12 protein-coding genes are annotated in these 13,145 nt (G+C 42.3%); 4 read left to right on the plus strand and 8 right to left on the minus strand.

Going from position 1 to position 13,145, the window contains the following annotated elements:
• Positions 1–312 precede the first annotated feature (312 nt).
• On the minus strand, positions 313–2,298 hold the full coding sequence (locus tag EAH55_RS11880; protein ID WP_121809787.1) for a M1 family metallopeptidase: 1,986 nt from the start codon (positions 2,296–2,298) through the stop codon (positions 313–315).
• A 174-nt stretch (positions 2,299–2,472) separates the two neighbouring features.
• Here EAH55_RS11880 and EAH55_RS11885 point away from each other — a divergent pair, with 174 nt between their 5' ends.
• Genes EAH55_RS11885 through EAH55_RS11900 form a run of 4 tightly spaced genes read left to right on the plus strand, consistent with a single transcriptional unit; the run spans position 2,473 to position 5,598 of the window.
• Positions 2,473–3,123, plus strand: a complete 651-nt coding sequence (locus EAH55_RS11885) for a carboxypeptidase-like regulatory domain-containing protein (protein ID WP_162996839.1) — start codon at positions 2,473–2,475, stop codon at positions 3,121–3,123.
• 18 nt (positions 3,124–3,141) lie between these two features.
• A complete protein-coding gene (locus EAH55_RS11890; protein ID WP_121809789.1) occupies positions 3,142–3,894 on the plus strand; it encodes a prolipoprotein diacylglyceryl transferase in 753 nt (250 codons plus the stop codon).
• Positions 3,887–5,284, plus strand: coding sequence for a radical SAM protein (locus tag EAH55_RS11895; protein ID WP_121809790.1), 1,398 nt, complete (start codon positions 3,887–3,889; stop codon positions 5,282–5,284). Before EAH55_RS11890 ends, EAH55_RS11895 begins: the two co-directional genes overlap by 8 nt.
• Positions 5,284–5,598, plus strand: a complete 315-nt coding sequence (locus tag EAH55_RS11900; protein ID WP_121809791.1) for a hypothetical protein — start codon at positions 5,284–5,286, stop codon at positions 5,596–5,598. Before EAH55_RS11895 ends, EAH55_RS11900 begins: the two co-directional genes overlap by 1 nt.
• On the opposite strand, the gene EAH55_RS11905 is transcribed toward EAH55_RS11900, so the two are convergent.
• From EAH55_RS11905 to EAH55_RS11935, 7 genes are all read right to left on the minus strand, one after another.
• The gene (locus tag EAH55_RS11905) at positions 5,595–6,530 is read right to left on the minus strand and encodes a Ppx/GppA phosphatase family protein (RefSeq protein ID WP_121809792.1); all 936 of its coding nucleotides are present in this window, start codon (positions 6,528–6,530) and stop codon (positions 5,595–5,597) included. The genes EAH55_RS11900 and EAH55_RS11905 overlap by 4 nt on opposite strands.
• 94 nt (positions 6,531–6,624) lie before the next feature.
• Positions 6,625–7,878 carry an ABC transporter permease gene (locus EAH55_RS11910; protein ID WP_121809793.1) on the minus strand — a complete coding sequence of 418 codons (1,254 nt, stop codon included), beginning with the start codon at positions 7,876–7,878 and terminating at the stop codon, positions 6,625–6,627.
• Positions 7,871–8,791 carry an ABC transporter ATP-binding protein gene (locus EAH55_RS11915; protein ID WP_121809794.1) on the minus strand — a complete coding sequence of 307 codons (921 nt, stop codon included), beginning with the start codon at positions 8,789–8,791 and terminating at the stop codon, positions 7,871–7,873. The genes EAH55_RS11910 and EAH55_RS11915 overlap by 8 nt, the downstream gene beginning before the upstream one ends.
• Positions 8,792–8,844: 53 nt before the next feature.
• Complete coding sequence (locus EAH55_RS11920; protein ID WP_121809795.1) at positions 8,845–9,504, minus strand: hypothetical protein; 660 nt, start codon at positions 9,502–9,504, stop codon at positions 8,845–8,847.
• 138 nt (positions 9,505–9,642) lie between these two features.
• A complete protein-coding gene (locus EAH55_RS11925) occupies positions 9,643–10,785 on the minus strand; it encodes an exo-alpha-sialidase (protein WP_162996840.1) in 1,143 nt (380 codons plus the stop codon).
• Positions 10,786–11,105: 320 nt separating this feature from the next.
• Entirely contained in the window at positions 11,106–12,269 is a 1,164-nt protein-coding gene (gene dnaJ / locus EAH55_RS11930; protein WP_121809797.1) for a molecular chaperone DnaJ, read from the minus strand.
• A gap of 126 nt (positions 12,270–12,395) precedes the next feature.
• The gene (locus EAH55_RS11935) at positions 12,396–12,998 is read right to left on the minus strand and encodes a nucleotide exchange factor GrpE (RefSeq protein ID WP_244228162.1); all 603 of its coding nucleotides are present in this window, start codon (positions 12,996–12,998) and stop codon (positions 12,396–12,398) included.
• Positions 12,999–13,145: the final 147 nt, after the last annotated feature.

The following is a 13,145-nucleotide window of genomic DNA, read 5'->3' on the forward strand; positions in this document are numbered from 1 at the left end:
AATGAAAATAAAAGTGTGGTTAATTATTAATTATAATTTACCCACATTGGGGAATAATTTCCACCTTGCTTTTAATCAATAAGCATGTTATTAGCTTACTGGTAGAGATTTTAAAATTTCAATAATTGATAGATTTTTTAAGAGTATTCCTAAAAAGAGTGTTAATTTTTGTTGTTGATGCTAATAATTGAGCACGGTAGCCAAATATTTACAATGTGGCTGTGCTTTTTGAAAAGAGAGTGTGAAGATATCACTGGAAAATATGCCGGGTATTCCATCTGTAATGCGGAGCACCCGGCATAGGAGAGAAGGTTATTTAACCTTTTGGCTATTATTGCCTCGGTTAAGATCGGGCAGGGCAGCATCGGGATCAATAGTTACCGATTCGGCTTCCTGTGTGGTAGGCAGTGTGTAGTTTATCTGTTTGTATTGCAGCCAGGTTTCAACCGGCAGGTAAAAGCGTTTTTTGCTGCCGTCTTTAAATTTTACCTCTACAGTAAATGGCATTGGCAGTTGTTCTTTGTTCACCACATTTATCGTGATACCCTTTGACGCGTCTCTGCCTGCATATTTAGCATCAATGAGCGCTATATCAACTGACCAGTTATTGTAAAACCAGCCTTTCCAAAACCAGGATAGGTCTTCACCGGCACCATTCTCCATCGACCTGAAGAAATCATCGGGTTGTGGATGTTTAAAAGCCCATTGATTAATATAGTTTTTAAATGCGTAATCAAACCTGTCTTTCCCTAAAATCTGTTCACGTAATAAAACCAGGCCAAAAGCAGGTTTATAGTAGGTGAGCGGATGGCGGTACTTTTCGGGAATAGCATCTGGGGCTGTCATGATACTCGGTGATTGCGGGTCAAGCATGGCCGGAATTATCTCATCGGCCGGGTTGCCGCCGCCGGGTGCATATTCGCTATCGCGTTTAGGCGCATATTCTCCTTTGTTAAACGCGTCGGAAGCGTAGATATCTATAAAGGTGTTCAGGCCTTCGTCCATCCAGCCGTAGCGGCGCTCGTTTGATCCTACGATCATAGGGAACCAGTTGTGGCCAATCTCGTGCGCGGTAACCCAATACAGTACGCTGCCTTTATCGGTAATGCCGTCAAACACTATACCGGGGTATTCCATACCGCCGGCAATACCAGCCTCATTAATGGCAACAGGGTAAGGGTATTCAAACCATTTTTCCGAAAAATATTCTATTGATTTTTTAAGGTATTCGGTAGCCCGGCCCCAGGCGTCGTTGCCGTAACTTTCGGCTGGGTAAACGCTCATTGCCAATGACTTTTTGCCGCTGGGCAGGTTCACCCTTGCTGCATCCCATATATAAGCCTTTGATGCGCCAAAGGCAACATCACGCGTATTAAGCATTTTAAAATGCCAGGTAAGTGTTCCCTTATTAACCGGGCGACTGGCATGATCGTTAACCTCTGCCAAATCGCGGATCATGATGGTTTTATCGCTATTTCGCGCCTGATCTAATCGGGCAATCTGTTTAGCGGTAAGTACTTCTTTAGGGTTAAGCAATTCGCCCGATCCGGCTACGATCATATCCCATGGTACAGTAACAGCATAATCTATATCTCCGTAATCAAGATAAAATTCGCCGCTGCCTAAAAACGGGAGGGTATCCCAGCCATGACTGTCGTCATAAACGCACATCCGCGGAAACCACTGGGCAATTTCATAGATCTTGCCATTTTTGGTATCGCAATAATCGGTACGACCACCAAAAGCACCGGGAATGGTATAGTGATAATTAATACGCAGTTTGATGGTCCCTTTTTGCAGTGGGTGTGCAAGACGAACCTGCATACGGGCGTCAGAAATTACGAAGGGCACAGGTTTAACCACATCACCATAATCAACTGATACGGATTCTATCTGGTAACCACTGGTATGCTGATCAGCAGCGGGCGAATGGTCTGTGAAAAAGTTAGAGCGGGCATCTTGTTTGTATGTGTTTTGATCAAGTTGCAGCCAAAGGTATGGCAGGGCATCCGGACTGTTATTGGTGTAATTGATCACAACAGTACCGCTTATGGTTTTGCTTGCGGTATCAAGTTTAACTTTAAGGGTGTAGCCGGCCCGGTTTTGCCAGTATTTAGGGCCGGGAGCGCCGTTTGGCGAATGAAAGTCGTTACCTTTTTCGGTATAAAACATAGGCCTGAAAGCCTCTGCCGGATTATAGTTTGATGAAGTATCGTTAGGATTGAGTTTCCTTTTTTGCGCCGACGCGCCAAGTGCTAAAACCGACATTAAACCAATGCCGATAGATCTTAATTTCATGCTGCTTATTTAAGCACCCAATATACAAAGGATGCCTGTAAAAAATAATCTTATAAAAAAGTTAAAACGGTTTATGGAATTATGCTGACAACTGCATCCTATAGGCAAATTAGTAAAATGGGCCCTATTCCACATGTCAGCATACCTAAACCTTGTCATGAACAGTGGCAACAGATGACAACCGTTAGCAATGGCCGTTATTGCGGTCATTGCTGCAAAACGGTGATTGACTTTACAGTGATGAGCAACCAGGATGTGATCAACTACCTGGCAAGAAGTGGTAATGTTTGCGGCCGTTTGAATATGGAGCAGTTAAGTGCCATCAATAATAAATTGTGGAATGCACCCAAACAAAATTGGAAGACATGGTTAACCGTTATGTCGCTTTTGTTTTTAACGCCGATAACCAAAGTTGAGGCAAAAGCTCAAAATAAAACCGAGCAAGGGCCCCGGCTATTAAAAAATAAGGTTTTACAGCAGGATACTGCAAGGTTGTTTATTATTAACGGAGTTATTAAAGATCTGAACTCACTTATGCCAGGAGCTACTATCTCCATAAAAGGAGAAGCGACAAGAGTAATATCAGATACTGAGGGACGGTTTAAACTTGCTGCTGCATCACTAAACGATACGCTCAGGGTATCATATATCGGTTATGTATCACAGGAATTCAAAATTGCAGATATCATTAACAAACCGAACTTTGTGATAACCATGGCTGAGGATCTAATAAATACCCGTTGGCAAACTGTTGTAGCCGGCGGTATTTATGTAAGGGCTTCTTTACCAAAAAGGATCTGGCGTAAAATAAAAAGCATATTTTAGTGCATATAAAAGCTAAACTTGCAGTTTCCAGTAAATATCCCTTTAGGCCGGTCATCAATTCCGGTACATTTTGTTTGCGAAACGCTATCGTACTTTTTAGGCTATCAATACTATGTCTGGCTGCGTAAACACACCACTGATAAGATCTCTGCGCATCACCGGTTAATTATTTTTATTGGCGCGGCGACAGGCGCGTTCATCGGCTCACACCTTGTAGGTGTTTTTGAAAATCCGGCTTTGCTCTTCTCGCATTTCAGTATTATCTACTTTATGAGCAACAAAACCATAGTGGGCGGCATGCTTGGCGGGCTGATAGGGGTTGAGCTTACCAAAAAGCAATTGGGTGTAACAGCTTCCTCCGGCGATCTGATGGTTTACCCCCTTATCCTGGCTATGGTTATCGGGCGTACGGGATGCTTTTTGGCCGGGCTGGAGGATGGCACCTATGGAGTAGCATCAAACTTGCCATGGGCTATCGATTTTGGCGACGGTATCCGCAGGCACCCTACCAATCTTTATGAAATTATATTTTGGCTGATGATTTGGGTTGTGCTGAAGCTTATAGAGCGAAAACGGCAGTTTGCCGATGGCGCAAGGTTTAAAGTATTTATGACAAGCTATCTTATTTTCAGGCTCCTGGTAGAGTTTATCAAACCCGATTATTTTTTCAGTTTCGGCTTGTCGGTAATTCAGTTAGTTTCTATTGCCGGTATTTTGTATTATTATAAAGTATTTCTACATCCTAAAAAACTGTTTATAAACCATGCCTGAACGCCCATATATTTATTATGATTTTACGCTGAGCATTTGCTCTACCTGTTTGCGCCGGGTTGATGCTAAAATTGTTTTTGAAGATGATAAGGTTTACATGCTTAAAAACTGCCGTGAGCATGGTTTTGAAAAGGTACTGATTGCCACGGATATTGAATATTATAAAAACTGCCGCAACTATGCCAAGCGGAGTGAAATGCCGCTGAAGTTCAATACTAAAACACATTATGGTTGCCCTTATGATTGCGGTCTTTGCCAGGATCATGAGCAGCATTCCTGCCTTACGGTTGTTGAGGTTACAGACAGGTGCAATTTAAGCTGCCCAACGTGCTATGCCATGTCATCGCCTACTTATGGCAGGCACCGTACTTTAGCCGAAATTGAGCAGATGCTGGATGTTGTTGTTGCTAATGAAGGTCAGCCGGATGTGGTGCAGATTAGCGGAGGAGAGCCTACTGTGCATCCTCAGTTTTTTGAGATCCTGGATATAGCCAAAACAAAACCCATTAAGCATTTAATGGTAAATACCAACGGCATTCGTATAGCTAAGGATGAGGCTTTTGTGAAACGCCTGGCCAGTTACATGCCCGATTTTGAGATCTACCTGCAGTTTGATTCGTTTAAAAAGGAAGCCCTTGAACAGCTGAGAGGCGAGGATTTGCGTGAAGTAAGACAAAAGGCTATTGAAAATCTTAATAAATATAATCTCTCCACTACTTTGGTTGTTACCCTGCAAAAAGGTCTTAATACCGATGAGATAGGGCAGATTATTGAATATGCGCTGAAGCAGCCCTGTGTACGGGGTGTAACTTTGCAGCCGACGCAGGAAGCCGGCCGGATAGAGAATTTCAACACCCAAACCGACAGGTATACCATGACCGAGGTGCGGAATGCCATATTGAAACAAACCAATGTGTTCAACAAAAACGACCTGATCCCCGTACCGTGTAATCCGGATGCTTTGGTGATGGGCTATGCCCTTAAACTGGGAGGTGAGGTGATCCCGCTAACCCGGATGATTAACCCGGATGATCTGCTGGATAATTCAAAAAATACCATAGTATACGAAAATGATGAACGCCTGAAAGGGCATCTTCTTAATATGTTCAGTACGGGTAATTCGGTAGATAAGGCTAAAGAGCACCTGCATTCGTTGTTATGCTGTTTGCCCGAAATAGATGCACCTAACCTGGGCTATGATAACCTGTTCAGGGTAATCATTATGCAATTTATTGACGCGCATAACTTTGATGTGCGGGCCGTCAAAAAATCCTGTGTGCATATCGTAAACAAGGATATGCAGATTATCCCCTTTGAAACCATGAACATTTTTTACCGCGACGATAAGCGGGAATACCTGGAACAATTAAGAACAGAAATTTTAGCGTGATGGAAGCTGACAACAATAACGTAACATCGCAAGGCGGCAATGATGCCCCTGGTAATCATGAAGAAAAGAAGCCATCAGCAATGAAAATAGTGGGGTATAACCTGCTGGTATTTGCGGCTTACACCGTTATTTGTGCGGTTACAAGTAAAGATGGCGGGTTTATTTTTGATATGTTTTTTATCGGCATTCAGTTTTTTGCCTGTATCATATTTGCTATCATGAAAAGAAGCTGGGTGTGGCTATTAAGCGCGCTAATGGTTTTAATTATTGGCTTCTCGACATGCGTAGGCTTGATAAACGTCAGCGGGCTTTAATTGGCTCCTGTCAACATCCCCGCCAAAACGCCTTCTTTTAATGAGTTTGTACACAAACTTACATTATGGATGTCCAACGTGTGCATGATAAAACGGGTAACCAATGATGCCGTTACAATCATATCAATCCGGACCGGGATAATGCCCGGATTGCCTGCCCGTTCTTTATGGCTCGAAAAAATGAGTTTGTTGGTTATGGTCAACAATTCATCTTCCTCAAAGTCATAGTGCTTAATATTCTTTAAATCAAATGATTTTGCCTTGTCGGTTTCTATCAACCCGGCGAACGTTTCAAATGAGCCTGATGAGCCAACAAGCGAATCGATTTCAATGCCTGATATGGCAACGAATAAATCATTCAGCTTGTCCTCCAGGTATAAATTTAAGGCTTCGATGGATGCCGGAGGGATAGGGTCGGTGTGATGAAATTGGTTCATGAGCCGGGCGGCGCCTACTTCAAAACTTTGTTTCCACAAAATTTTATCAGTATTACCTAATATGAACTCCACACTGCCGCCACCAATATCCATGATCAATGAGTTTTTTGCTGATAAGCAACCGCTTAACTTTACTCCATTGTAAATGAAACCGGCTTCCTGCTCACCATCGATAATTTCAATGGCAATGCCTGTTTTTGATTCTACCTCTTTAATGAAATCATTTCCGTTGGATGCATTTCGCAAGGCCGATGTAGCTATAGCCCTCACGTCGGTAATATGGTTGGCTTCAATGAGCTCATGGAAACGCTGCATGGTATTTAAACCACGCTGAAAAGCCTCAGGTACAACATACCCTTTGTTAATACCGCCTTCGCCAATTTTTACGGCTTCGGTAATGTGTACAATTTCACAGTAGTTGTTTATATCTCCTTCGGCAATCAACAAATGGAAGGTATTTGTACCCAGATCCATTACTGCAACGCGTTTAGTCATGCAGCTAAAATAAATAATCCCCGAAATTGTTTAATTATTCCCGGGGATTTTATTTTGTAAATCCGAAATCGAACATCCGATATCCGAAATCAAACTATTCTTTATAAAAAAACCATTTAACCAGTTCTTTATAACTTGCTTTTTTACCATACATCAATACGCCTACTCTGTAAATGCGGGCAGCAACGTAAGTGGTAAATAAAAAGCCTACAACCATTAAAGCCATAGAAATAGCTACCTGCCAGTGCGGCGGATCAAATGGGATACGCACCATCATAGCTACAGGGGCAGTAAAAGGGATCATAGACAGCCATACAGCCAACGGGCTATCTGGAGCCCTGAAAAGTACCGATACCGATAATATATAAGTAAACAGCAAAGGCATGGTGATTGGAAACATAAACTGTTGAGTTTCTGTCTCGCTATCAACTGCTGACCCTACAGCCGCAAACAGGGCGGCGTAAAACAGATATCCACTTAAAAAGTAAAATATAAAGCAGCCCATAATATAACCGAACGGAATGGTTTGCAATACGGCGAGCGCGTTAGTCATGGGGCTGGCCGGCGAGCTAAAAGCATGACCGGCTATTTTAGTGGATATGACGGATAAGATTATCCAGGCGCTAAATTGTGTTAAGCCAACTAAACCAACACCAATGATTTTACCCAGCATTAATTGAAATGGCTTTACTGATGATATTACCACTTCTATGATACGGTTGGTTTTTTCTTCAATAACCCCGCGCATTACCTGCCCGCCATATATAAATAACGATAGGTAGATGAGGATGGCGCAGGCTATACCAATTAAGATATTGGGGCCGATGTTGGCATTTTTATCGCCTTTGTCTGAAATTTCAATAGCATTCACTGATATATTAGTCCGCTTTATGCTACTTAAAAGAGCTGTATCAATATGGTGGCTGATCAGGTTGTTTGAAAAAGCGATATCGCTGATTTGCTTTTCAATTTCTTCAGATAGGGGGATAGAGGCTTTCTTTTTTGAAAAGATCTGCACCGAATCCTTTTGCATATAATTTGCAGGTATATACAAAATAGAGATACCCTCGCTATCCTTCAGTAACTGCTTAGATGATTTTAAATCGGTTAAGGCATAGGTAAACTTCACGTTAGTTACATCGTGGAACTTATTGGCGAAGCTGCCGCTTTTATCAATTACGTTAACCGTTTGTAGTGAGGATAGTTTATCACTGTTTTCGGCCACCATTTTTATTACCACGCCCATTACAAATATCAATGCCGGTACTACAAACAGCATAATGATAAATGATTTTTTGCGTACCCGGGTCAGGTATTCGCGCTGTATAATGAGTAATACTTTATTCATGACCGGCCGAGTTTAGGTTAACTTTTTCTATAAATATTTCATGCATACTGGGTATTACCTCCTGCAGCATATTTACCCTGGCTTTAGGAATCAGGTACTGCAAAACATCGTTTGAGTTGTTTTGCCCACTAAGTTTTATTTTGATGGTATGGCTATCATCCACACTATGGGTTTCATCAAGCAATTCAAAAGGCTGGCTGCCATCAAATGCTATCCGCGGACCTTCATATTCAACAAAATAAGTTTCGTTGCGGTATGAGTTGCGGATATGCTTAACCTTGCCGTCCAGGATCTTGTGCGATTTATTGATAAGCGCTATGGCATCACAAAGCTCTTCTACTGATTCCATACGGTGGGTAGAGAACAGGATAGTTGCGCCTTTTTTGTTGAGTTCCAGAATCTCATCTTTAATCAACTCGGCGTTTACAGGGTCAAAGCCACTGAAAGGTTCGTCCAAAATGATCAGATCGGGTTCATGCAACACTGTGGCTACAAACTGGGCTTTTTGCTGCATCCCTTTTGATAGCTCTTCGATCTTCTTTTTCCACCAGGTTTCCATTTCCAGCTTTTCAAACCAGAATTTCAGGCGCTTTTGGGCTTCGGCACGGCTCAGGCCTTTTAAACGTGCAAGGTATATCATCTGCTCGCCTATCTCCATCTTTTTATAAAGGCCGCGTTCTTCAGGCAGGTAACCTATACGCTCAATATGCGATTGATTAAGTTTTTCGCCGTTAAAATATACGTCGCCCGAATCAGGTGCGGTTATTTGGTTAACAATACGAATAAGTGAAGTTTTACCGGCGCCATTGGGCCCCAGCAGACCAAATATCTGTCCGCTCTCAACTTCCAAACTTACATCGCTTAAGGCCCGGTGACCGGCGTATTGTTTAACAATATTGCGGATGCTTAGCATTTGTTAAGGTTTATGTATCTGTTTTGCTTTTAGATGAAGGTAAGCAAAAAAAGTTACAGGCCGGGTTTATCATATGGCGGCCAGTCGGGTTTATCCATTTCGTAAAACGGTTTTTGCCATTGCTGTTTATTAATAACATTTAAAGCGGTTACCGCTATGTAAATGCCCGCTGCCGGAATGATGAGATTTATAAGGGCCAAATATCTTATATACCCGACATAATTGCTACCTCCTGTTAAAGTAAGCAGTGGTGGCATTACAATATAAAATAACATGATAAATAACTCGCTCAGTGCAAAAAAACGGAGAGGTGACCTGAATTGAGTAGGACTTAAATTAAATGTAGCAACAATAAAGCCTATTACAATCAGCAGTTTAATGATAGCTGTAACTTGATAAAACATGAGCATTGACTGTACCGGTACATGGAAAAAGTTCATTGTAATGCTGGCGGCACCTTGGAGCGAGCTGAAAATTGAGTAAATGATAAAGGTGTTAAATACAAAAGGTTTTTCATTGGTGTATTTTACGATACCTATCATAAATACCACTAACCAAATGAAGCATAACAAAGGGATGAAATATATCAGGTACTTGAAATTATCAGGAAATTTAAAAAGTAGATTTTGCATTGGTAGCATTAGTATTTGTATCAACGCACCGATAATTGATGTAGCAATGGTGAGATAAGCGGTATCACGGGTTGGTTTCATGAGCAGGGTAGGTTTAAATTATGCGTATAAATATACCCAAACCCCAATTATGGTTTAGGTTGTTTATTGAAATAAAAAAATGGCGTATTTGAATAAAAACAAATACGCCATTTTTAATATCTCTAATTTGCAGCCTATCTATTTGAGTTGATTTAGATCGAACTTTAGTGCTTCGATAGATTCCTTTTGCCGGGATATAATCACGTACATATCACCCTTATAAATGATTGTATGCGGATAGCCATATTGTCCGCCTTTCCAAAGTCCTTCTTTCTTAAGATGATAAAGCTCGTCGGCAATGATGTAGTTTTTATCGAATGATTTACCATCCTTTGAAAGCGATAACACCAATGGATTCCGGTCGTAATGGTGTAAGGTATCCGGGATACCTACATAATAAAACCGCTTATCCGGCAATCTGCCGAAATGAAATTTACTGTCATTATCAGAAAATGGCGCTTCTGTAGGGCGCGACCAGCTTTTGCCATTGTCTTTACTTTCGGTAAGCCACAAATGTCCTTTCCAGCCTTTGCCGGTTACTCTTAAAAGCATGTGCAAAACGTTATCATCGGTTTGGAAAAATGATCCTTCGCAAAGTGGTGGTAGGCTTGATTTTGCGGCAGGAGTATAAAACATAGCCGGATTATCCTGCTTATAAAGTGAATCGGGATAAAAGCTGCTGAGTTTCCAGCCCGAAAGCCCGCGCGGATCATCGGTGTAAGGAAAGGTGAAATTATCGCTGATAATTAATCGCCCGCTGTTTGTCATTTCCGGGCCGTGATTGGGTACAACGGGCAGGTGCATGTCAAGTGGTTTGCTCCAATGCTCACCATCTATACTGGTTTTAGCCCATAGGTGGGTATTTTGACGATGTTTATCATAATCGCCGTAATAGGCCACTAAAGTTCCCTTGTATTGATAAAGCCCGGCAGCGGTAAGTACAGTAAGTGTATCATTGATTTTGCCCGGAGAAGCCAATACCCTCAATGGCGACCAGTGTTCAAAATCTGTTGAAGTAGCATAAACCACCCTTTGCCCCGGCGAATCTTCATCAATCATCCCGTTGCTCCATATGGCTACAAAACGGTCTTTAAAATGGATAATAGATGCATGATGATTGTACAGCCATTCCTTATCCGGCGAGTAGATCATCGATCGCTCAATGTTTAGCCTGGGTACGCCGGCTTCGGTTTGGTAGTTGTTGCTGACGGATGGGGTTTGGGCACGAGTATTAAGAATGGATAAAAAGAGACAGGTAAAGAAGAGTAATTTGAATTTCACGGGCATAGCCCTAATTAACGGAAATTATCCGGTTAGTAAAAATTGAATTGCCGGCTCAAATGCTTTTGTAAAGTTTTAGCACAGGTTCAAGTGTCTTTTTACGCAGGTTCAAGCGTCCTTCGCTTGAACCTGATTTTAAAGTAAGCGTCCACGCTTACTTTAAAAGAACCTCTGTCGGCATCGTGAGCGTGGACGCTCAAATGAATAACAGTTCAAGCGCGGACGCTTGAACTTGCAAAAACAAAAACGCCCGAAGTAATAATACTCCGGGCGTTGCATATACCTTTCAGCTTTCGCCTTTATCCTTTCACCTTAAAAGATTATTCAAAATATTCCTTCATCCGTTCAAAAAAACTTTTTTCGTTTTTGCCCGGATTAGGTTTGAAGTTAGGCGAACCTTGCAGTTTCTCCAATATTTCGCGCTCTTCGCGGCTCAGTGCTTTTGGCGTCCAGATGTTGATGTGCACCAGCTGGTCGCCGCGGTGGTATGAGTTTACTTCTGGTAAACCTTTACCTTTCAGGCGCAGAATTTTGCCACCTTGTGTTCCCGGATCAATTTTTATTTTGGCCTTGCCGTCAATAGTTGGCACTTCAACAGATGTACCTAAAGTTGCATCAACAAAGTTTACATGTAAATCATAAATCACGTTGTTGCCATCGCGTTTCAAAGTTTCGTGAGGCACTTCTTCAATCAGTATAATAAGGTCGCCGGGAACGCCACCACGAGGAGCAGCGTTACCTTTGCCGCTCATGCTCAGCTGCATACCTTCGCTAACGCCTGCAGGCACCTGGATGGTGATCAATTCTTCACCACGAACAACGCCATCGCCATGACAAACGGTACATTTCGACAAAATTGTTGAACCTTCGCCGTTACAGGTAGGGCAGGTGCTGGTAGTTTGCATCTGGCCCAATATAGTATTGGTTACCCTGCGCACTGCTCCCGAGCCGCCGCAAGTTTTACAGGTTTGGAATGATGATTTATCTTTAGCACCCGAGCCGTCGCATGTTTTACAGATGATCTGTTTGTTAACCTTGATTTTCTTTTCGGCGCCATTGGCAATCTCTTCAAGTGTTAAACGCACTTTAATACGCAGGTTGCTGCCGCGGGCTACGCGCCTGCCACCGCCACCACTTTGACGGCCACCGCCAAAGAACCCTTCAAACGGACTGCCGCCGCCAAAAATATCGCCAAACTGGCTGAATATGTCATCCATATTCATGCCGCCACCACCGTAACCGCCGCCATTGGCCGATGACGCGTTGGCAGCATGACCAAACTGATCATAACGCTGACGTTTTTCAGGAGTACTTAGTACTTCGTAAGCTTCAGCAGCTTCTTTAAACTTTTCTTCCGCTTCTTTATCGCCCTGGTTTTTATCAGGGTGATATTTAATAGCCATTTTACGATATGCCTTTTTTATGTCATCAGCACTTGCACCTTTTGCAACTCCAAGCACATCGTAATAATCTCTCTTAGCCATAATTTTAAAAATTTCGGATTCCGAAATTCAGATTTCGGATTTATTATAATTTAATATTGTGTAAGATCAGGATAGACTATCACATTCGGACAAATCCGAAATTGAAAGTCCCAAATCCGAAATCAGTTACGCTCCAACTACCACTTTAGCAAAGCGGATCACTTTATCATTCAAAGTATAGCCTTTTTCCATTTCGTCCATTACCTTGCCTTTAAGGTCATCGGTAGGAGCCGGAATGTTGGTGATAGCTTCATGCAGATCGGCATCAAAGGCATTGCCTATCGATGTCATTTCTTTCAGGCCTTTTTGGCCTAAAATATTTTTCAGCTTGTTTTGTATCAAAGTAACACCCTCTTTAACAGGAGCTACTTCGGTAGCCTTATCCATGGCACGCTGTGCGCGTTCAAAGTCGTCAAGTACAGGTAATAAAGCCACAATAACGTCTTTACCTTCAGTCTTGCGGGCTTCCTCGCGTTCTTTAATGGTACGCCTTCTAAAGTTATCAAATTCGGCATATAAACGCAAGTACTTGTCATTAGCCTGTGCCAGTTCGTCTTTCAGTTTTTCTTCGGCAGTAGGGGCTGCTGCAGTTTCTGTAGCCGTAGCTTCTGTTTCCTGGGCGTTATCCTGCCCTTCGTTTTGTAATTGCTCGTTATCCACTTCGTTTATATTTTCTGTATTATCCGTATTTTCTTTCTTCTTTTTCTTCAACATATCGTTAAATTTCATAGCGAGTAGTGCCAATCAAGTATCCTGCCATAGCTGCAAAGCAGTCAAGCTGTCAGTGGGATGATGTAATTTTAAGCAAGGGTGACAGGCGAACCGCCAAATGGGCAAACCAAAACCATGATTCGCATGAGTTAAAGATGGCCTTGA

It is taken from the genome of Mucilaginibacter kameinonensis (assembly GCF_003675385.1).
In the GTDB taxonomy this organism is placed as follows: domain Bacteria; phylum Bacteroidota; class Bacteroidia; order Sphingobacteriales; family Sphingobacteriaceae; genus Mucilaginibacter; species Mucilaginibacter kameinonensis.

What these genes read in the sequence shown, in the direction of transcription:
- EAH55_RS11880 (WP_121809787.1), bottom strand. Translation starts at nt 2,298, where the DNA reads ATGAAATTAAGATCTATCGGCATTGGTTTAATGTCGGTTTTAGCACTT.
- EAH55_RS11885 (WP_162996839.1), top strand. Translation starts at nt 2,473, where the DNA reads ATGACAACCGTTAGCAATGGCCGTTATTGCGGTCATTGCTGCAAAACG.
- EAH55_RS11895 (WP_121809790.1), top strand. Translation starts at nt 3,887, where the DNA reads ATGCCTGAACGCCCATATATTTATTATGATTTTACGCTGAGCATTTGC.
- EAH55_RS11900 (WP_121809791.1), top strand. Translation starts at nt 5,284, where the DNA reads ATGGAAGCTGACAACAATAACGTAACATCGCAAGGCGGCAATGATGCC.
- EAH55_RS11905 (WP_121809792.1), bottom strand. Translation starts at nt 6,530, where the DNA reads ATGACTAAACGCGTTGCAGTAATGGATCTGGGTACAAATACCTTCCAT.
- EAH55_RS11910 (WP_121809793.1), bottom strand. Translation starts at nt 7,878, where the DNA reads ATGAATAAAGTATTACTCATTATACAGCGCGAATACCTGACCCGGGTA.
- EAH55_RS11915 (WP_121809794.1), bottom strand. Translation starts at nt 8,791, where the DNA reads ATGCTAAGCATCCGCAATATTGTTAAACAATACGCCGGTCACCGGGCC.
- EAH55_RS11920 (WP_121809795.1), bottom strand. Translation starts at nt 9,504, where the DNA reads ATGAAACCAACCCGTGATACCGCTTATCTCACCATTGCTACATCAATT.
- dnaJ (WP_121809797.1), bottom strand. Translation starts at nt 12,269, where the DNA reads ATGGCTAAGAGAGATTATTACGATGTGCTTGGAGTTGCAAAAGGTGCA.
- EAH55_RS11935 (WP_244228162.1), bottom strand. Translation starts at nt 12,998, where the DNA reads ATGAAATTTAACGATATGTTGAAGAAAAAGAAGAAAGAAAATACGGAT.